Origin of the sequence: Brevibacillus sp. HD3.3A (assembly GCF_013284375.2) — a bacterium.
Lineage (GTDB): Bacteria > Bacillota > Bacilli > Brevibacillales > Brevibacillaceae > Brevibacillus > Brevibacillus parabrevis.
Map to the genome: position 1 here is coordinate 175,001 of NZ_CP085874.1, position 18,155 is coordinate 193,155.

The window sequence follows — 18,155 nt, forward strand, 5'->3', positions numbered from 1 at the left end:
AGAAACGAGGATTTAGTTGTGGAAAAGATTCGGCAACTCTGTATTCAACATAAGTTCCGTTATGGGTACAGAAAGATTACAGCACTGATGCGAGCTGAGATGTCAATTAATCATAAACGAATACAACGTATCATGCAGCGTGAACAACTACAATGCCGAGTGAGGATGAAGAAACGAAAGACAACAGGACAACCTTCTTATGTAGCAGATCATCTCCTGCTGCGACAATTTCAAGCAAGTACCCCCATGCAGAAATTAGTGACCGACATTACTTATTTACCTTACGGAAGTAAACTTTTATATTTATCGAGCATCATGGACTTGTACAACGGTGAGATTGTGGCATACAGTATTTCTGACAAACAAGACACATCGCTTGTCCTCGATACGCTATATCAACTGCCAGACCAACCTGGAATGATGCTACATAGCGATCAGGGCAGCGTGTATACGTCTCAGGCGTATCAAGCAGCAGTTAAGGGAAAAGGCATTACCATGAGCATGTCCCGTAAGGGTACGCCCGCTGATAATGCCCCCATCGAGTCGTTTCATTCCACACTAAAGTCTGAAACGTTCTATCTCGATAATTTTATCTGTACGACGACGGCCATCGTTGTACAGATTATCCAAAGCTACATTCATTACTATAACTCAATTCGCATTCAAACGAAACTAAACAACCAGTCACCGATTCAATTTCGGCAACTGGCTGCTTAAATAGCTAAGGTGTTTTGATCCCTGTCCTACGGACGGGGGTCAGTCCCTTACCTACATGGTTTTTTTGTTGTTTCTTTTTTTGTCCCAGCTCCCTCCTTTACGCTTGTAGCAGGATTGAGAGGAGGGAGAAAATGTCTGTGCATCCACTGCGGTTATTGGCTCTGTTACTGTTGGCATCATGCATGGGGATCGGTGCCTACACGATTTTGAAACCGCATGAAATAACCTTTATACAGTTGCGATCAACCGTAGAAAAAGAGAGTGGACAACTGCTGGAAGCAAAAGATGTGGAGCCGCTCACCTTGACATTGGGCGGACTTTTTCAAAAAACTTCTGATCCCATACCAGGGTTGATTCCATGGACAGAGGGCCAGCGGCTGATCGGTTTACCCTTTTCGCGCTCGGTAAAGGGCGGCCGTCCTTTGCTGCTGGGTGATTTGGAGCTGGTTGATCAGACAGGAAAGGAGGCTTCGCCGAAAGATGTAAGAACAGGGATGAGCATTCCTGTTGATAATGTGGCAGGTGTCTCGCCACACATTTCGACAGGAGAAAGAGTGCATGTCTATGCTTCTTTCGAAGACGAAGCAGGGGCGCACTCCGGTATTCTCCTGCAAAATATGCTTATTTTGGCTGTTCAGCGTGAAATGGAGGGAGATCAACCGAAGCTGCAAGCGGTCACCCTGTCTCTTGGAAGAGAGGAAGCCATTTTATTAACACACGCATTGCATTACGGCAAGATCAGGTTGGGACTGGCTGGAATCATGGACGATCAGCAGTCAGGAATAGGAGATGCAGGATTTGCAGCTGAGCTCATGCGAACAAAAAAACGATGGGCGTTGGAAAAGGGGGAACGTGAGTGAAAAGACGATTGCTGATTGTAGACGATGATCGCGAAGCAACTCGCTCTTTAATCAGTCAGCTTGTGTGCAGTCATCTGATCGAAGTATGCGGCGAAGCGTCCAGCGTAGAGGAAGCATGGGCAAAACTTCACGCGACCCGGCCAGAGCTTGTTCTACTGGGCGGAATCAAAGATACGGAAAGAGGCATATTGAGTCAGCAGTTTCGTCTTGCTTTCCCGCATTTGTCTTTTATCGCGGCGTGCACAGCAAGTGAGCTGATGTGGGAACCGTTTTTTCGCAATCTCGGTATTTGGGTGATTGCAAAACCGATACAACTGGGACAAGTAGAAGCTCTAGCGATGATGGCTCAGGGCCAGATCGCAGCAACTGCCGATTCCAGGCAGCCACAACTGCAACACAATATTTTATCAGAGCATCACGATAACGTACGCGATCTGCCTGACTCCGAGCGACATTGGAAAGGATCAGCAGGATTCGAGCAAAACCCCCGCGTAAAGCCGAAGCATCTTATTACCGTGTACGGCCCAAAAGGTGGAGTGGGAAAAACGTTTATTTCCCGCGAATTGGCTATCTTCTTTTCCACACAAAAAAAGGAAGGCCAGCCTTTGAAAGTGTTGGCAGTTGATTTCAATCTCGATCTGGGGACTTTTGCGACCACACTAAACCTCCCACGAACACCGAACTTGTATACGTGGGTACAAGACCTTGACCGCCAGCTTCATGCATACGCAGAGAGCAAAGGGCTCGACACATATTCCGTCAAACCAGAGGAATGGCAAGAACTTGCCTCATCATTGCCGCTATTACCACAACAGATTGAACGGTATACCGTCGTTCATTCGGAGTCTGGCCTTGATGTGCTCACTTCCCCCAGAGATATACGCCACAGCTTTGAAATCCGCGACTATCATTTGTATCTCATTTTGGAGACACTCAAGCGCAGCAACTACGATGTCATCTTGATTGATACCGCTCCTGATACGACTGATGCTACCATTCAGGCGCTGTTTTTTGCCGAGCATGTCGTGATGGTGGGAAATCCGGTGGTAGACTCTATTGAAAATATTCAGCGCTTGTTAAAACTTCTCAGAGAAGCAGAGTATCCCGAAGAGCGCATTCAAGTGTGCATGAATCGTCTCCAGCGAAAAGAAATGTTTACGTTGGAAGAAATCAGAGCTTACTTTCAACTTCACCCAAGCAAAAAAATCTTTTCGATCCCTGACGACAGCGAAGTCAAAAAGTCCATTAACACAGGAGTGCCAGTCATGCTGCAAACAGGGCGAAGTGCAGCCAGGAATGCGATTGAAACGTTGGGGAAAGCATTGTTTCCAGTTGATGAAGTAGCCAAAACACCTGCTGCAAAAGAGAAAAAGAATGAAAAAGCGTCACTTTTTCGCTGGCTGTGGGGATAGGAGGGCGAAATGTTCGATAAACGACAGTTGCTTGGCATATCCAATCACGTACAAAAAAGCCAAGAGTCGCGGCCGATGGGGCGTGATCATTCCAGTTCATCCGCTGCCTTTTTTGAAAAGCAATTAGAAAGTCCAGCTTCCCTAGAACGTTCACAAGAGCGTTGGATTGGCAGCGAGGCAGAGACATTTATTCGTACTCAAATCGTGGAGAAACACGGCAGGCGTCTATGGGAGGACAAACATTCGTCTACCTTCAAAGAAGAGCTGACAGCTGACATCAGAATGCTGTTAGAGTCGCAAATGCCGCTGTCGTCCATTCAGTTGGAGACGGAGGTCAAACGTTTGCTGCATTCCTTGACGGGGTGGGGAGCACTTGATGAACTATTAGAGGACCAAGATATTACGGAGATTATGTTCCATCGCCATAATTACCTGGTAGTTGAGCGGAAAAGTACGGGACGATTGGAAAAAAACGAGGCAATCCTGTTTCGAAGCGAAGAAGAAATGCTGCACTTGCTGGAGCAAATGGCTGCGACAATGGGGCGCGAGTTCAATGAAACAAAAGCAGAGCTGCATACACAGCTTCCTGACGGCTCGCGGGTGGCTGCCACGCACCGATCGATTACGCCCGATGGACACACGCTGACCATTCGCAAACATCGCGAGCTGCTGAGCGAAAGCGACTATTTGCGGTACGGATCGATTTGTGAGCCGATGCTGTTGTTTTTGCAAAGAGCTGTCGGCCTGTCCAGAGCATCCGGGATTGTCAGCGGCGGAACCGGCTCAGGCAAAACGCATATGTTGAACCTTATTTCTCAGTACGTTCCTGCTCATTTAAGCATCATCACGATCGAGGATGTTTTGGAGATGAGACTCCAGCATCCGTTTGTGAGAAGGTTGCTGGCAAAGCCGGCTAACTACGAAGGAAAAGGAGGATTCTCTATCAAGGATTGTGTTCGCTTGTCATTGCGCAAACGGCCGGACGTCATTATGGTAGGCGAGACGCGTGGCGGAGAAATTGTCGACATGCTATGGGCGATGAACACCGATCACCCTGGGAGCTGGAGCACAGCTCATGCAAATTCACCACGTGCCTTGGTTGATTCTACATTGCCGATTTTGTTTGGCAAGGCTGATGAAATGTACAGTGCCCAAGAACGCAATCTGATGATTGGCTCGGCACTGGACTTGATTGTTCAGGTAAAGCGGTTTGAAGAAGATGGGAGTCGCAAAGTGGTTGCGATAACAGAAGTTGTCGGAACAGGCCAATCCCATGAAGAGTGGATCAAAAAGGTTTGCAACGTAAAACAGGTTTTGCCGGACAGAGTGTATTTGCAAGATATTTTTGTATACGAGCCGATGGGTGTACATGACGGAAAAGTCAAAGGACACTTCAAATGGACAGGTTATCGGCCGGAACGGATGATCAAGCGGTGGCTGGAAAAGGGGATGTCACGCGAAGAGATCGAGCAGGTATTTTTTACAACGCCAATATCCGTCTAGGAGGGACTGACGTTGGGAGACATCAGCCTGCCTGTCGCTACGGGAATCGGTGTAGCGATATTGTTGCTCATGATTCCGCCGAAGCTTTACACGCGGGGAAGATCGGGCAAGCATGCGATTGTGGGCGTACTTCAACAAGACAGAAAAACGGTATGGAATCGCTTAGAGGAGCGCCTGGCGAAATCACACTCGGGTTTGGGAGTGAACCAGTATGTGACCCTGTGCTTTTTCTTCGGGGCTGTGTCTTTTGTTTTTAGCAGCCAAATCTTGCAATCATGGTGGCTGGCCGCGCCTGCGTTGTTTGCTGGTATTTTGTTTACAGAGCGAGTGGTTAGTGTTGGGGGAGCAAAGCGTCGAGACAAATTTGAAGCAGGGAATATAAAAGCCATTCGCTTGATGGCAAGCTCCTTGCGGACGTCGCCATCGTATTTGCACGCTTTCGAGCAGGTGGTTGCAAGTCCTTTTTTGGAAGGGAGCATTACAACAGAGTACAAGAGAATTGTGGAGCTGCTTCGCGCACAGGTGCCGCTTGAGCATGTCATGAATGACTTTTCCCAGCGAACAGGCTCGGCTGATGTCAACTATTTGGCTACTATCGTACAAATTCAGCGAGAAATGGGTGGAGACATGGCGAAGACACTTGATTTGGCGGCTTCGGCCATCTTGCGCCGCAGACAGTCATTTCGTCGGCAAAAAGCAGCCATGGCGCAAATTGTAGCGCAAGTGAACCTTTTGAGTGTAATGCCCTTTGTCTTTATCGTGGCACTTTTTGCAAACAATCCGCATCATTTTGATTCGCTGACAGCGACACTTGGCGGCCGTTTGCTCATGTGGGTGTGCCTGGCGAGTATTTTGTTGGGGGGAGAAGCCATTCGCCACATCGCGCACAAAAGCATACACAGAGGGGGATGAAGAAGTGTGCTTCTGATTGGGCTATTGCTTGGATTGGCAGTGTTCCTCTACGGACTCCCTGCTTGCGTAAGCAAGGGAGACTCCTTTTTTTCCACCTTGTTCAGTCGAATTGAAATTGAGCAACAGGCGGAGCTTGATCAAGCTTTTGAACGGCGACAAGCTCGCTGGGCTTTGGTACGCATGCTAGAGCGAAACGTCCCACTTTTGCATCGATTATGCAGCTGGACAGGCATACAGCCTGTAAAAACGGAAGAAATCTTATTGAGGCTCCACATGCAAATGAGTTTGGCGGAGTTGGTAATCATGAGGCTGATCGGCGTATGCCTGGTCGCCTCTTCGCTTTTCAGCCTGCTATTGAAGCTGGCAGGAGGAGAGATGCTCGGAGTAAAAACGGGGTATCCATTGATCCTTAGCTTAGGGCTTTATTTGCTGCCTACATTGGCTCTTGATTGGGCAGACAAACGGGCCAAAGCCGAAATACGCGAGCAAGTGCCGATCTTTTTTGGCATTGTCCAATCGTTGGTTGAGGCAGGCATGCCATTGCAAATCGCGGTAAAACAGACAGCACGTCGTTTCAATGCCAGGCTTGGCAAGGAGCTTTCCTGGCTTGAGGTCGCAGAAAAGCGGCACGGATCGTGGAGAAAGGCGTTGGAAGAGCTGGCGTTTCGCTGGGAGGTCGATTCCTTGAGTACGATCGCTTTGGAGATGAACGAAGCAATAAGCAAAGGAGTCAGCATCTCGCACATGTTGTCTGTGCAAATTGAAGAACAGGTAAGGCAGCAGGAAGATGAGGCTGCCGCTCGCATGAATCGCTTGAATGTTCGCCTTCTCCCGCTTGTGATTGTGTTCATGGGCGTTCCTTTGCTATTTCTGGTAATCGGCCCGGCGCTTATGGGCATCGGAGAGCGTTTGTAAATATTTTTGCACCCCTGCACTGTCTTTTGGCAAAGTGAAAATACGATCTGAAAAAGGAGGGAAAGAGATGTCATTTGTCTCTGACTATTTGCGGCGCTTTTGGCGCGAGGAAGACGGTGTAACGATTGTGGAAATGGTCATCATCGTGGCGGTAATTCTCATCTTGATCATCCCGACGCTGGCTTCATTGGGGGAAGCGGAGGACGCCAAACTGAAGGAACTGCAAGAAAAGATCAGCAAATGATCCATGTGATTTTAACAGGTTTGCTGGTTACGTCGGCTTGGTATGACTGGAAGTATCGACGGATTCCTAATGCAGTCACGTTATCGGCAGTTTTGCTGGGGCTATGCTACCAGTGGCACATCGGCTCGCTATGGACAGCAACGATGGGCGTACTGGGAGCATTCGTGTTGACGGTTTTCCCTGTTGCTGCAAAGGGCATGGGGATGGGCGATCAAAAGCTGTTGATGGCTTTGGGTGCATGGACAAGCTGGATGGATGTGTACACGCTTTTTCTGCAATCGATGGGTATATGTCTGTTGAGTGTTTTATTTTTCCCGCGCAGTTGGTCCCGTCTTGCAAGGAACCTCCATGTGATGGCAGCGGGATGGAAGGCGCATCGGCAGCTCTGGCTTCCTGAAGTGGGGAGTTCAGGATTTTCGTTCCCGTATGCAGTGTTTTTGTTGTGCGCATTTTTGCTCCGCCAAGCCATGCGTATGCTGGGAGAAAGCTGATGAGAAACAAGTGCAAACAATGGTTGCGCGACGAACAAGGCAGTCAGTTGATTGAGTTTGTCTTGATCTTCCCTTTGGTTTGGTTATTGATCGTTTTTTCTTTCGATCAATTCACGATTTTGTACAATCGGCAAAAGGCTTTGGCAGCCGCGTACGAAGCAGGAAGAATCGCAGCCGTGCAACCGAATTTCGGCTTGGCCAAATACCACGCCAGAGAACGGGGAACAGCCGAGCTTGATCAAGGGATGGAGGTTGCGGACAAAGAGGTTGTGCTTGAACTGGATGAAGGCGGCTGGAAAAAAGGGAACCATTTCAAATCAGAGGCGAAAATTACTTTTCGTCTGCTTGCTACTGGAGCTTTGTATGAGTTGTCCGAAAGCTATCACATGATGATAGAAAACGCGGAGGACAAAAAATGAACGGCTTGTGGCGGCGCATTGTGACAATCACAAGAGAAGAGAACGGAGCGACAATGATCACGATGCTCTTTTTTCTTTTTTGCTTTGGCGGTTTGTTGGCTCTGCTGTTGCTCTCGGAGCAGGCTGACTATTTGGAAATGAAAGTTCAACATACTGCTGATCTGATAACAAAAGGAGCACGAGTAGCAGGGAGGTGGGAGTACGCCAATTCTGACGGCGCACCAGAAAAAAGATTATATGCAACTACAGAGGAAGCCGAACAGGAAAATGCCAGGGTAATAAGGGGCGCGCGTGAAGAGGCAGCTATTTTATGGAGAATGAACCAATCAGCATTGGCAAGCAGAGCAGAAGAGATTTCAGTCGTTCATCAAAAGGGAGAGCGCTCCCACATGTACCGCCAAGGCATTTACCATCTGAAAATGGAGGTAGACCAGAGGATTCCTGCGTTTTGGGAGCAACTCGATGTAAAAATAGAACGAGTGTCGCAGTCGGGAGTGTATGACTAAAGGCGCGTTTTGTGGCGACATCCCTGTTATTTTTGTCCCAATAACCCGTGGTAATTTAGGAGTATATTCCAAAAATGGGGATTGGAGTGAGGGGACAGTGCCGTCAAAAATCGTCGATCGGTACAAACGCATTCTTAACGGAGAGCAGAAACGTTTTTCCCCGTATGAATTTGAAGATGCGCAGTACCGCAAGCAGAAGGTCCAGTTAATCGTCCGTTACGCCATAGAAAATGTGAAGAAATGGACGCCAGAACAAGCTAGACGTGAGTTGAGCCTGGAAGATATCAAACAATTGAAGCTGCATTTGATACGAGAGTATATTGAGCCGCCGATCGAAGCCAAAGCGGAGGATGTGTATTACTTCGTGGAATTTGCCTATCCTTACTTGCCGCGGCTAACCGAAAAGCAACGTGCGCTTTGGGTCTATCAGGAGGTGCTGTCAGGTATCCGGCGTCATTTTCCCCCGGCGTATTTTCAAAGCGTGAAAGGCGAGGAGCGGGCCAAAATATGCGTCGATTACATGTGCCAGCATCTGTTGCAGCTTTCAGATTTGCGTGAACTCCCCAGGTTGTTTAGCAAGACAGAGCGGGCTTATTCGCTCTTGAAGCAATACAAATTAAAAATTCTCGTCGATACCTTGTACTTTTCTCCGTTTGATATGGTGACAGAGATGTATCCCGAGCTAAGTCATCCCTCCTATTGGGAAGAAGAGTAAAAATATTTGCAAACGCCCTCTGTCTTTTTTTACCGTAGAGATAGTTTCATTGGCTTATAAGCACATGAAACGGCCGTACTCTACAGGTGAGAGAAGGAGGCGTTGCGCATGGCAACAGTAGAGGCTCACCACAAGTGCTCTGCATCCGTAGAGCAGCTTCTGGGGCGACAGGTACGCTATCAGAAGCACAAGCCCGGCAGGCATCTTTCACTGGAAAGACTCTCGCTGGGAAGTTTCCGAATCGAGACGGTACATCGATTTGGGGACAGAGTTGTACTCAATGACGGACTGATTGTGATGGAGAATGCTCCGGCCGTCATGGAGCGAGGAGGTAGAATCGCACTTCTTTTCGCTACAGGTGAAGAGCTTTATCTGAACGCAGAATAGTGCGGGATATCGCCTTGCACGGTTGCGCGCAGGGCGATCCAAATATTCACAATACTGTTACAAAATGTGACAAAAAAGATTTGACGAGTGACGAGAGATATTACAAAATGTCTATTATTATAATAATTTGTAAAAAAATAGGGGGTAATTTAACGTGATGGCAAAGAGTGCAATCGAATTGGTCAACCGCTGCTATCAGGAGACAAACGGACTGAGTTTGGTGTCATTGGAAGAACTGAAGGAAGCTTTTATTAAGTATGTCTTTGGGGATTATCAGGAAGAGTTTACGGTTCACTACGATCTCGAAGAGTTTTATGAGCATTTGAATCAACTGCAATTGACCAACTGCCGCAGAGACTTTGATAAGGCGGTAGAGGAATGGTATATCGTCGAATACGGTAGCGGTTATAGCAACGCTAACTATCACGACATTTTGTTCACCTTGGTAAAAGAAGCGGTGGTTCAGTATCAATCACAAAATCGGACAGCACTCATTCGGGACGTAACCAAGCTTTTGACCATGCCAAACGGATTTGTCGTCAGATGGAGGAGCGGGTTGCTGAAGGAGCGTTCATTGTCTCACTACTTTAAATACTTGATGAAGCTTGGGGTTCGAACTCAAGAAGACATCGAGACATTGGTAGATATGTGGCTGCTAGAATACCCGAATGCCTTTGACAAAAAACAGCAGGAGTTGTTTGCCAATCCTCCACGCAGAGGCAGGCCCAATAACGTAGAATTGGCACTGCTTATCGAGCTGGCTGCCAAAGTTAAGCCGGAAATGACTCAGCAAGAACGTGAGCGTTTGCGAAAAATTTACTACTACCATCGCAAGTCACTCACTGTCAGGGAAATGGTAGAGAAATTCGAGAAATACATCAGGGGAAAAAATAAATCAAACGATTCCCAGGTGGGATAGTCATGTTTCACCAAGTGAGCCGTTTCGTCTCCAGGTTCCGTGATTTGGAACAGCAGGATTTTACGAATACGACTGAGGAAGAACGGCAATGGAGGCTGCTCAAAGAAAAACTGAGTTTACCCGATGTACCAGAACCATTAGAGACGGTCACTCGGAAATGTATTGCGGTAACAAGTTTATATCCGCAGGCAGGCGCCAGTTTTATCGCTGGCAACGTCGCTTACGCCTGGGCCGCAAAAGGAATACCCGTTACACTCTGCGAACTGCCCAACCATACTTCTTACTTTTACTTCGCTCTTGATTACGAACGCAGGGTTCGATCATTCAAGAATTTATCTCCGACATCATTGATCCTTATGCAAAATAATCAACTTCGCATCCAGATCGAAACTCCTTCTCATGTTCATCCAGAATCTTCTCAAATCGATATAGCCAGTTGGATACTCCGACTGAACAAAGAAAGCTCGATTGTTTTCATAGATGTATCTTCTAATTGGAATAAAAACGAGGCAAAACAGATTTTTGAGCTGGCCGATGAAATTTGGGTTGTTTTAGACGCAGATATTGCTCGTCTCACTCGGTTATTTCTGATCGAATCAGCTCCCGGCTGGTGGCTATCTGGAAAAAACAAAGTGAAAATCATCGCCAACAAATGGAACGCGCAACTCGCCCGGACCACTGTATTGAAAAAAGTAGAGGGTACTCTGTCCCTCTGGGGTACAAGTTCTTCGCAAGTAGACTATCAAGTTCCGCTCATTGATCAGGAAAAGGCCGCTGCGGCACATGTAAAAGCCAATTTTTTACTAGAGCTTTTCCCGGAGGAGGAAAGTGAGTTTCAATCCCTGATGCATGTTCATAAAGGAAGGATGCTATGAAAAAGCAAACCATGATTGTGATATGCCTGATTTCATTACTCCTGGCAGGCTCGTCATTTTATGCAGCGACACAGTATATTGACGCGCTGGCGACAGAAAAACTGTTTGCGCCAGTTGTTAAAGTAGCTGCGGGAAAAGAAATTTCCCCTTTTGAGCCGATTACGGAGAATGATGTGGTGCTCGTACAAGAAGAAGTCGATGAAATTTTACCTGAATCTGCGCGTGCGTTGAGTGATGTGATTGGGAAAAAGAGCACGCAAACCATTTATCAAGGTGAACAATTGCTAACGAACAAATTGACTGATTCACAGCTTTTGCCCGGGAAAGGCGAAGCCCGTTATGAGTTTCCGTTGCTTTCTATCCAACCTCTTACAGAACTGCGTAAGGGGGACCGTGTGAAAATCTGGGTCAAATACAAGAATTTCGCCGAATTACAGGATTACCCTGAACCGGCCCAATTCAAAAAGACCAATGATACTGCAGACCTCCTTTTCGAAAGCCAATTAGCCAGCGTGAGGGATAGCAATGGTTCCGAAATCTATACTTTGAAGCCAAACTTGCTTCCCTCTCCGGATCAGATGGACGCCGTATTTCATGGAGCGGGGAAAAAGACTCAGCCTGCTAAGGAAAAAAGATACTACGACTATCGCGTACAGCCTACATCACTGCCTGCCTTTCTAGGATTTAATTTGACGGATCAAGAGTACGTGATTCTGAATGAAGCAATGACATACGGCATGCTTCAGGTTGGACATATTATGGTTTCAAAGGAGCAAGCATCATGAAAATATTGGTTTGTTATCCAATGAAGTCGTTAGCCAAAACGTACATGCCAACATCAAGTGAGTTATTGGTGGCTGAATCAGCAGAGGAATTTCCTCGCCTCGCTCGTCTTTATCAGCCAGATGCAACAGTGGTTTTTTCCGAAATGTTTACGAGTCCGGCCTGGGAATGGCTTCTATCCGTGAGAACCATGCTTCCTGCCGCTTCCCCGCTAATCATCGTTCCATTGTACCGGGATGAAGCAATCATTGCCAAAGTCTCGGAGGAGCTTGGACTTGAAAGGGTGTATCTCCTTTCTGCTCAGCTTTCACAGGAAGAGATTCGGGATAATATCAGCATGATTTTAGGTTTTATGAATGAAAGGCAGAAAAATGAGGATCAGGCAAGATCAGGGCAAGTATTCGCTTTGATGAGTTTTGGGGCTTCTGGGATCACTACGTTTTGCATCAATTATCCGATTTTGCTAGCCAGACAAAACCCGACGAAAAGCATTGCTGTTCTGGATATGAATACCGAGAAGCCGGACTTAACCCGCTTTTTCAAGCTTCAACAGCATCAGTTGTCTTTGTTTCGACCAGACTTGATGGATCTGCAGACAGCGAAAAGGCGCAACTGGCGCACGGCTTGCAAGCAAGGCGTTCATTTGCCCAACTTGTATTACGCTCATGCCGCCAGCAGATGGAGGAGTGCTGAGGTAAGCAACATGATTGCGGCGTTTCGTGTGCAATTCGACTACGTTTATGTCGATTGGGGCTATTGCTTTCCAGAGTCGGAAGCCATGCAGCGGCTGCTTTATACGGCTGATCGGAATCTGTTATTTGTACGCGCAGACCCTTTCAGTATTGAGAACGCAAAAGAGTGGCTGAAACAATGGCGAGAAAAAGGAGTGCATTGCGAGGTGTTGTTAAGTCATCAAGAGCCTGGTCAGCCATTTCGAATCGGGGAGGATATCCCGGTCTACGGCGTAGTTCCTCACATATCTTCAAGCAGGCTGATGCAATCCCAGCGGAGCCGCAGCGTGCTCATTGAAGAGCTGTTTCCTCCGAAATCGTACGTAAGCAGCCTCAAAGAACTGGCAAAGGCTGACCACATTGAAAAAAGTGCGGTGTACAACTGATGAGCGCGGTCGAATTAAACAGAGGGACGCAGAGTCTGCACAGCATGGAGGATATTAAGCAAGCAGCTAGGGACTACTTGAATCATTTTGGCAAAACTCGTGAAGAGAAGCTGGAAATGCAACATATTCTTTCTCTGGCCGAACAAGGAGATCGTGATAGCCATAACCATATTATTTTACGATTGCAGCATTATTTTGAAGAAGTAGTCAAACGGCCGATTGTTGAAGAAATTTTGCCGCATGTCAATGGATACGAAGGTCTTGTGTTTGCAACTTACGGCTGGGGAATCTTGGATGCCGTTCTGCATCTGTCTCCGTGGGTCGAAGAGGTGCGAATATCTGCCAATCGAAAAGTCGCATATCTGGAGCAGGGGATCAAAAAATTTCTTTCCTACACGCCTACCTGGAAAGAAGTTGAGATGCTCCAACAAAAATTGACGAATGCCGCGGGGCTGTCATTTAACGAGAAAAAACCTCGTTTAAGCGGGTATCTCCAAGCTTTGCAAGCACGCCTGACCATGTTTACTTTTCCTTACTCCAGAGTGCCTACCATTCTTGTAAGACGCTTTACAACTCCTTCCTTCTCACTTGAGCAGCTACGCTTGCAGTCTCAACCCACCTTTGATGAACCTGTGCAATGGCTGCTCGAACAGCAAGTACGGGGGAGGGCAAACGTTCTCGTTATTGGTCCGATGGCTGCTGGAAAAACGACCTTGATGATGTGCATGTTGAAGCTGAAAGATCCGTCTACAGAGTACATCACTATTTTCGAAAGTGAGCATGAGATGCGGTTCGCTGATATATGGCCAGGAGAAGTAATTGAACTGCAAAACGTCGAGGAGATCGGCATTGATTTGGGTAGCTGCTTTAAAGACATGTATCGGTCCACAGCCAACACGATTTTAATTGGAGAAATACGAGAGCCGATAGAAGCCTACCACTTTGTTAATGCGGGAATTAGGGGCACAGATGCGACGATTGCAGCGATGCATGAACGTTTTCCTCATAAAGCTTTGCATGACTTGACTGACCTGGTGTATCAATACGGTGGTCGCAGTATCGAGTTGACGCAAGAGCGGATTAGCAGAGCCGTTAATTTTGTAAATTCACTGACCTACCGAAATAACGGCCATCGCTTCATTGATGCTATTCACGCCACTGATTGGAACGACACTTTCAATCGTGTAGAATCAATCCCTTTGGTCAGCCGCAATGTACATACGGGTGTCTACGAATGGACAGGAAGACAACTGAACCCTCATTTGGTCGAGTACATGTGCTGCGTAGGAAAAGCGGATTTGGGAGTATTGAAGGAACTACGTCTGACAGATATGGGCAGGATGCTATGACATATTTGCTGCTTGTGCCGATGGTCGTCTGCCTGTTTGTTGGATTTATGTTTATGGGCAACTATTTTTATCACACTTGGACTACTCCCCGGGTTTTATTCCCGCGTACGGTTGCAGTCTGGAGAGAAAAATTTATGCAACACGCAACCAGGCGGTTGTTGTATGAGCGGTATGACCGCTGGTGTCAAATCGGTGGGGGAACGCCAGAGGCTCATCTTGTACTTTCCTTGATTGGCAGTGTTGCAGGCTTTATGTCGGGTATTTTGTTGGGCAATCTGATTGTCTCTTTATCTTTGTTTCTCTTGTTTCTGTTGATGCCTACGCTGTTGCTGTACGCTCGCTATACAGTGCGAATCAATAAGAAAATAAAATCCTTTTGCCGATTTGTCGAGCTTTTTGCCCGCTATTACAACAGCCGTAAAAATATTGTTCTGACATTCCGGGAGATGATCGAAGAATGCCCCAAAGAACTGTTGCCGGAGTTACTCCTGCTGAATAACAATCTCGCAGATGGGGGCGATCCCATCTTGGCGATAGAACGTTTTGCACAAAGACTGAGTCATCCGTGGGCATTTGATTTTGCTATGTATATATCCAGTGGATTAGAAGGAGAGACAGAGGATATACAAATTCCGCTCAATCGATTGACGAATGAAATGTTCGTTCAACAGGACGAGAAGCACGAGCGGGACAGTGAAATTTACTCCATATGGATTAGTTTGATCATCGTTATTGCCATTTGTATCTGCCTGATTCCATACAACCAAAGCTTGCTGAAAGATTCGTACAGGCTCTATTTTTACACGCTTGATGGACAATCTATTTTAGCGCTTGCGGTAACAGTTTGGTCGTTCTCGATCCTGCTAGCATTCATATGGGGGAGGCGATACCGATAATGCAGTTGCTTGTCATGTACACATGGTTGGGGTCAGGCTCCATTTTTATGTTCCTTGCAGCGTTTTTCGTTGGAAAGTATTTGGTGCAAGGCACAAAACCAGCGCTATTCATCTCTGCAAAGTGGTGGCGAAGGTGGGAGAGTACGGTAGCGTCCAAGGAAGACGATGACTGGGAGCAACTGTTGAATCGCGCGGGCAGGCCATTTGGCTGGGGAAAAGCAGAGTGGTTGTTTGCACAATTAGTATGCGGGAGCGCTGTCTGCATGATGGTGCTTGTATGGGTCATTGTCTGCCGCGTAGAGTCATTCCCCTTTTTATCGATTTGTATTGCTTCAGGTTGTGGCTACTTGTTCCCATATCTGGCGTTGAAAATGTGGGCGGGGAATCGCGAGGATATGCTGAGTACCGATATTGCACGATTCATCAACCGTTATGTGACGTTGCTGGAGAATCAGGTGCCTATCTACAATGCCATGGTGAAAGCCGCAAGACCTACCCGGAAGTTGAAAGAGTATATACCGACATTGTCCGAGTGGAATAAAGACCCTGATGAAGCGCTGGAAAACTTCAAACGCCGATTAGGGGTCGACGATGGAATTATACTCGTCTCAAGCATGCGCACTATTGAGCAACTAAGCGCCGGACAAGTCAGTGTGACGATGCAGCGAATGGAGTGGGCTGTTGATCAGCGCAGAATGTTTCGCCATCGCAAAAAAATCAAATCGCTCGGTATCGGCTACAGTGTTATCGTCTATCCGGCTTTTTACATGGGGCTGTTAGTCGCGATGTTTCCCTGGTACAAGCTGCTTACGGAAATTTTAAGCAAGTATTTGCTCTAGAGGGAGGCTAAATGTTTGACCAAGCTGCTGTCCATTATCATGTGCATCGTATTCACTTTGGGAATCATTGTGTCGAGCCTCTCGCAGATTAATTCAGCGGTCGTTCAAGACGGCGGATTGCGCGATCGAGCTGTCCAGTGGATCGATAAAGCGATACCTTGATCATTTCATTTCTAGAAGAGAAAAGGAGAGTGCAATTATGTCAAAAATGTTTTTTATCTTTCTTGCATGCGTGATGGTTTTGGGGATTGGCGTCAGCTCTTACGGAAACGAATTGTCGCCCGCTGCCAATGATTCTGCCGAAAGCATCAACCGTTCCATTACCTCGCTTAATTACGACACGCGAAATGAAAACATCAACTTCAAGATGCAAAACGGCACGGCATATACGTCCAACTGATGCTGCACCATCATGTCTTTCTCGTCATTATTGTCATGGTAGGGAGTCTGTGCGCGTTCATCTGGAATCTGCATCCAGAAGAGCAGCTACATGAGACACAACAGGAAAGGGTGTATCGAGCTACGACGTTTATCTTTCATTAAAAGAAAACGGTCGCCTCGGAAGAGATGGTCAAAACTAAAGTATTTCTCGTATGTATGATAACGCTGCTTTTCGTGATTTCCGGCGTGGGAGCGTATCATTTGTACGCAATGGAGAGAGCCATTGCGCGCAGTATTTATGCAGATGTGCTTGACGATATGCAGGATATCGGCTACCTCAATCAAGCGTTGGCCGACTATTATACCAATAAAATGGCCGGACTTGGCTGGGACGTTTCTACCGATGTGTTTGCGGGCAGTTGGCCGCGAGGGGAAGGAGAGCGGGCACGCAAAGAGAGAAAAGAGTCTGTCACACTCGCTATGAAAGTTACTCCGTCAAACGTGGCAAAGTGGTTGAATGCATTTGTAGAAGGAGATACAGCTTTTTCGTTTACAGGAAGCAGTCCCTCCGAATATTTTGACCCGGGGTGGTAGTCGCATGAACAAAATGATCAGTATGTTGGTGTTGCTTGTTCTCGTCTTGCCTTTGACGGTTGGGGTGCTTTTTACAGGGCCAGGCAATATCATGTCTGCTTGCCAACAGTTTTTCGGTGATCTGCTTGTGCAAGTGACGAGGTTTGGTGCGACCTGATGGGACAGTTTGTTGCGGTTATTCTCAATATCATGCTGTTATTGTTGGTGACGATTGGATTGTTACAGGCTCATGTTGTCGTGCAGACGGAAAATGAATTGATGGAAGTCAGTGCTGCGGCGGTGAAGTACATTAGCAATCATGGAGGAAGCAATGAAGGAGCGCTTCAGGAAGAAGTGCGATCGATTATATCACGGGAGCTTGCGGAAAAGCGGTTCTCCTTGTCGGAACAGGAGATGTCTGTTCGTGTCACGCGCACTCATTCGGCCGATCCTGTCTTATGGAGCCATGCAGACGAGTTTTCGCTGGTCTTGACCATTCCATATCCTGGTTTTACGTCATGGATTCCCGTGCCTACCGATACTTTACAGGTCACGCGTCAAGGGACGATTAACGTCATGGACTACGATTTGTAACGGGCTAGGGCACGTAGTCCAAGTGATAATCATCCACACAAAAGAAGCTAAAGAAGTTAATGAAAAAAGAAAATAACAACGTAGGAGGATAATTGTACGGGCATCAATCTTTTATCTATATCAGCAATCCTGCTTTTTTTGCTGGTGGGTACATATGTTATCGATGCGGATTTGGCCATGCAGAAAAAAACAGAGGTCAAAATGCTTTTGGAGTTGGCGAATCACCACGCAACGTTTGCCGTTGACCCGGTACTCAAGACAGAGGGCGTAATCGATCTTGTCGAAGAAGAGGCAATGCAGCGGTTTGATCGCAGGATGAAGGAAAATGGCGGTTATGCGCGGCAGCAAAAAACATATGTTCCAGGGGAGCAAGGCGTGACGAACGCTCCGATTCATTTTGTGCGTCATTACGTTGATTTTCGTAACTGGCGGCAGGACTTGCATCTGTTGCTGCAATACAACGGAGAAAGCCTCGTGCCAGTGAGTGCAACTCCCGGGGCTGTCCGGCAGAGCGGCGGGCAACTGCTGATCACGGTCGTGACCGAACGCGGAGATCGTTTGCAAATGGCTCCGAAAACGATGATTGGACCGTCGCATATCATGGTGGCTTATGTGGATGAAAAGCCATTCTTGCCAATGCTTCCAGGGCATGCTTTTCCCGTCGTTTCTGTCGAAGAAGTGAAGTTTTAGCAAAATTAAAGTTTTATTAAACCTGAAAAATAACCTCCGATTTTCAGTCTGCGTGCAT

The 18,155-nt window shown here is 47.2% G+C and carries 25 protein-coding genes (1 of these 25 cut by a window edge); all 25 read left to right on the forward strand.

Going from position 1 to position 18,155, the window contains the following annotated elements:
* Positions 1–717, forward strand: a protein-coding gene (locus HP435_RS01020; protein ID WP_122966905.1) for an IS3 family transposase; it begins 428 nt to the left of the window's first position. Within the gene, positions 1–717 belong to an annotated coding region that runs on past the window's edge; the region does not span the whole gene.
* A gap of 131 nt (positions 718–848) precedes the next feature.
* A complete protein-coding gene (locus HP435_RS01025; RefSeq protein ID WP_173599976.1) occupies positions 849–1,577 on the forward strand; it encodes a Flp pilus assembly protein CpaB in 729 nt (242 codons plus the stop codon).
* On the forward strand, positions 1,574–2,989 hold the full coding sequence (locus HP435_RS01030; RefSeq protein ID WP_173599977.1) for a CpaE/TadZ family protein: 1,416 nt from the start codon (positions 1,574–1,576) through the stop codon (positions 2,987–2,989). Before HP435_RS01025 ends, HP435_RS01030 begins: the two co-directional genes overlap by 4 nt.
* Positions 2,990–2,998: 9 nt before the next feature.
* Positions 2,999–4,492, forward strand: a complete 1,494-nt coding sequence (locus HP435_RS01035; RefSeq protein ID WP_122966759.1) for a TadA family conjugal transfer-associated ATPase — start codon at positions 2,999–3,001, stop codon at positions 4,490–4,492.
* Between the two features lie 12 nt (positions 4,493–4,504).
* The gene (locus tag HP435_RS01040; RefSeq protein ID WP_122966758.1) at positions 4,505–5,404 is read left to right on the forward strand and encodes a type II secretion system F family protein; all 900 of its coding nucleotides are present in this window, start codon (positions 4,505–4,507) and stop codon (positions 5,402–5,404) included.
* A gap of 273 nt (positions 5,405–5,677) precedes the next feature.
* The gene (locus tag HP435_RS01045; RefSeq protein WP_229049790.1) at positions 5,678–6,319 is read left to right on the forward strand and encodes a type II secretion system F family protein; all 642 of its coding nucleotides are present in this window, start codon (positions 5,678–5,680) and stop codon (positions 6,317–6,319) included.
* 67 nt (positions 6,320–6,386) lie between these two features.
* Positions 6,387–6,563: a Flp family type IVb pilin gene (locus HP435_RS01050; RefSeq protein WP_063227516.1), complete on the forward strand. Its 177-nt coding sequence runs from the start codon at positions 6,387–6,389 to the stop codon at positions 6,561–6,563.
* Complete coding sequence (locus tag HP435_RS01055) at positions 6,560–7,054, forward strand: A24 family peptidase (RefSeq protein ID WP_122966756.1); 495 nt, start codon at positions 6,560–6,562, stop codon at positions 7,052–7,054. Before HP435_RS01050 ends, HP435_RS01055 begins: the two co-directional genes overlap by 4 nt.
* The gene (locus tag HP435_RS01060; RefSeq protein ID WP_122966755.1) at positions 7,054–7,473 is read left to right on the forward strand and encodes a TadE/TadG family type IV pilus assembly protein; all 420 of its coding nucleotides are present in this window, start codon (positions 7,054–7,056) and stop codon (positions 7,471–7,473) included. Before HP435_RS01055 ends, HP435_RS01060 begins: the two co-directional genes overlap by 1 nt.
* A complete protein-coding gene (locus tag HP435_RS01065) occupies positions 7,470–7,979 on the forward strand; it encodes a hypothetical protein (protein ID WP_173599978.1) in 510 nt (169 codons plus the stop codon). Before HP435_RS01060 ends, HP435_RS01065 begins: the two co-directional genes overlap by 4 nt.
* Positions 7,980–8,076: 97 nt before the next feature.
* Positions 8,077–8,694 (forward strand): DUF4046 domain-containing protein, encoded by a 618-nt coding sequence (locus tag HP435_RS01070; RefSeq protein ID WP_122966753.1) that lies wholly within the window; start codon positions 8,077–8,079, stop codon positions 8,692–8,694.
* Between the two features lie 108 nt (positions 8,695–8,802).
* Positions 8,803–9,081 (forward strand): hypothetical protein, encoded by a 279-nt coding sequence (locus HP435_RS01075; RefSeq protein ID WP_122966752.1) that lies wholly within the window; start codon positions 8,803–8,805, stop codon positions 9,079–9,081.
* 157 nt (positions 9,082–9,238) lie between these two features.
* Entirely contained in the window at positions 9,239–10,000 is a 762-nt protein-coding gene (locus tag HP435_RS01080; RefSeq protein WP_217365835.1) for a hypothetical protein, read from the forward strand.
* A 2-nt stretch (positions 10,001–10,002) separates the two neighbouring features.
* A complete protein-coding gene (locus HP435_RS01085) occupies positions 10,003–10,875 on the forward strand; it encodes a CpaE/TadZ family protein (protein ID WP_173599980.1) in 873 nt (290 codons plus the stop codon).
* Positions 10,872–11,660 (forward strand): CpaB family protein, encoded by a 789-nt coding sequence (locus HP435_RS01090; RefSeq protein WP_173599981.1) that lies wholly within the window; start codon positions 10,872–10,874, stop codon positions 11,658–11,660. Before HP435_RS01085 ends, HP435_RS01090 begins: the two co-directional genes overlap by 4 nt.
* Positions 11,657–12,775, forward strand: coding sequence for a CpaE/TadZ family protein (locus tag HP435_RS01095; RefSeq protein WP_173599982.1), 1,119 nt, complete (start codon positions 11,657–11,659; stop codon positions 12,773–12,775). The genes HP435_RS01090 and HP435_RS01095 overlap by 4 nt, the downstream gene beginning before the upstream one ends.
* A complete protein-coding gene (locus HP435_RS01100; RefSeq protein WP_173599983.1) occupies positions 12,775–14,124 on the forward strand; it encodes an ATPase, T2SS/T4P/T4SS family in 1,350 nt (449 codons plus the stop codon). The genes HP435_RS01095 and HP435_RS01100 overlap by 1 nt, the downstream gene beginning before the upstream one ends.
* Positions 14,121–15,020 carry a hypothetical protein gene (locus HP435_RS01105; protein ID WP_122966747.1) on the forward strand — a complete coding sequence of 300 codons (900 nt, stop codon included), beginning with the start codon at positions 14,121–14,123 and terminating at the stop codon, positions 15,018–15,020. The genes HP435_RS01100 and HP435_RS01105 overlap by 4 nt, the downstream gene beginning before the upstream one ends.
* Positions 15,020–15,859 carry a hypothetical protein gene (locus HP435_RS01110; RefSeq protein WP_122966746.1) on the forward strand — a complete coding sequence of 280 codons (840 nt, stop codon included), beginning with the start codon at positions 15,020–15,022 and terminating at the stop codon, positions 15,857–15,859. Before HP435_RS01105 ends, HP435_RS01110 begins: the two co-directional genes overlap by 1 nt.
* Before the next feature lie 15 nt (positions 15,860–15,874).
* Entirely contained in the window at positions 15,875–16,021 is a 147-nt protein-coding gene (locus HP435_RS01115; RefSeq protein WP_167470396.1) for a hypothetical protein, read from the forward strand.
* 37 nt (positions 16,022–16,058) lie between these two features.
* The gene (locus HP435_RS01120) at positions 16,059–16,259 is read left to right on the forward strand and encodes a hypothetical protein (RefSeq protein ID WP_005831465.1); all 201 of its coding nucleotides are present in this window, start codon (positions 16,059–16,061) and stop codon (positions 16,257–16,259) included.
* Positions 16,260–16,510: 251 nt separating this feature from the next.
* Positions 16,511–16,834, forward strand: coding sequence for a hypothetical protein (locus tag HP435_RS01125; RefSeq protein ID WP_229049925.1), 324 nt, complete (start codon positions 16,511–16,513; stop codon positions 16,832–16,834).
* Between the two features lie 4 nt (positions 16,835–16,838).
* The gene (locus tag HP435_RS01130; protein ID WP_167470395.1) at positions 16,839–16,991 is read left to right on the forward strand and encodes a hypothetical protein; all 153 of its coding nucleotides are present in this window, start codon (positions 16,839–16,841) and stop codon (positions 16,989–16,991) included.
* Positions 16,991–17,407: a hypothetical protein gene (locus HP435_RS01135; protein WP_122966744.1), complete on the forward strand. Its 417-nt coding sequence runs from the start codon at positions 16,991–16,993 to the stop codon at positions 17,405–17,407. The genes HP435_RS01130 and HP435_RS01135 overlap by 1 nt, the downstream gene beginning before the upstream one ends.
* A gap of 177 nt (positions 17,408–17,584) precedes the next feature.
* The gene (locus HP435_RS01140) at positions 17,585–18,097 is read left to right on the forward strand and encodes a hypothetical protein (RefSeq protein ID WP_217365836.1); all 513 of its coding nucleotides are present in this window, start codon (positions 17,585–17,587) and stop codon (positions 18,095–18,097) included.
* Positions 18,098–18,155 lie beyond the last annotated feature (58 nt).

Coding starts and splice junctions, on each gene's coding strand:
- HP435_RS01045 (WP_229049790.1), top strand. CDS start 5,678: ATGCAAATGAGTTTGGCGGAGTTGGTAATCATGAGGCTGATCGGCGTA.
- HP435_RS01140 (WP_217365836.1), top strand. CDS start 17,585: ATGCAGAAAAAAACAGAGGTCAAAATGCTTTTGGAGTTGGCGAATCAC.
- HP435_RS01095 (WP_173599982.1), top strand. CDS start 11,657: ATGAAAATATTGGTTTGTTATCCAATGAAGTCGTTAGCCAAAACGTAC.
- HP435_RS01105 (WP_122966747.1), top strand. CDS start 14,121: ATGACATATTTGCTGCTTGTGCCGATGGTCGTCTGCCTGTTTGTTGGA.
- HP435_RS01100 (WP_173599983.1), top strand. CDS start 12,775: ATGAGCGCGGTCGAATTAAACAGAGGGACGCAGAGTCTGCACAGCATG.
- HP435_RS01110 (WP_122966746.1), top strand. CDS start 15,020: ATGCAGTTGCTTGTCATGTACACATGGTTGGGGTCAGGCTCCATTTTT.
- HP435_RS01060 (WP_122966755.1), top strand. CDS start 7,054: ATGAGAAACAAGTGCAAACAATGGTTGCGCGACGAACAAGGCAGTCAG.
- HP435_RS01085 (WP_173599980.1), top strand. CDS start 10,003: ATGTTTCACCAAGTGAGCCGTTTCGTCTCCAGGTTCCGTGATTTGGAA.
- HP435_RS01125 (WP_229049925.1), top strand. CDS start 16,511: ATGGAGAGAGCCATTGCGCGCAGTATTTATGCAGATGTGCTTGACGAT.
- HP435_RS01135 (WP_122966744.1), top strand. CDS start 16,991: ATGGGACAGTTTGTTGCGGTTATTCTCAATATCATGCTGTTATTGTTG.
- HP435_RS01065 (WP_173599978.1), top strand. CDS start 7,470: ATGAACGGCTTGTGGCGGCGCATTGTGACAATCACAAGAGAAGAGAAC.
- HP435_RS01120 (WP_005831465.1), top strand. CDS start 16,059: ATGTCAAAAATGTTTTTTATCTTTCTTGCATGCGTGATGGTTTTGGGG.
- HP435_RS01080 (WP_217365835.1), top strand. CDS start 9,239: ATGGCAAAGAGTGCAATCGAATTGGTCAACCGCTGCTATCAGGAGACA.
- HP435_RS01075 (WP_122966752.1), top strand. CDS start 8,803: ATGGCAACAGTAGAGGCTCACCACAAGTGCTCTGCATCCGTAGAGCAG.
- HP435_RS01090 (WP_173599981.1), top strand. CDS start 10,872: ATGAAAAAGCAAACCATGATTGTGATATGCCTGATTTCATTACTCCTG.
- HP435_RS01130 (WP_167470395.1), top strand. CDS start 16,839: ATGAACAAAATGATCAGTATGTTGGTGTTGCTTGTTCTCGTCTTGCCT.
- HP435_RS01050 (WP_063227516.1), top strand. CDS start 6,387: ATGTCATTTGTCTCTGACTATTTGCGGCGCTTTTGGCGCGAGGAAGAC.
- HP435_RS01055 (WP_122966756.1), top strand. CDS start 6,560: ATGATCCATGTGATTTTAACAGGTTTGCTGGTTACGTCGGCTTGGTAT.
- HP435_RS01025 (WP_173599976.1), top strand. CDS start 849: ATGTCTGTGCATCCACTGCGGTTATTGGCTCTGTTACTGTTGGCATCA.
- HP435_RS01035 (WP_122966759.1), top strand. CDS start 2,999: ATGTTCGATAAACGACAGTTGCTTGGCATATCCAATCACGTACAAAAA.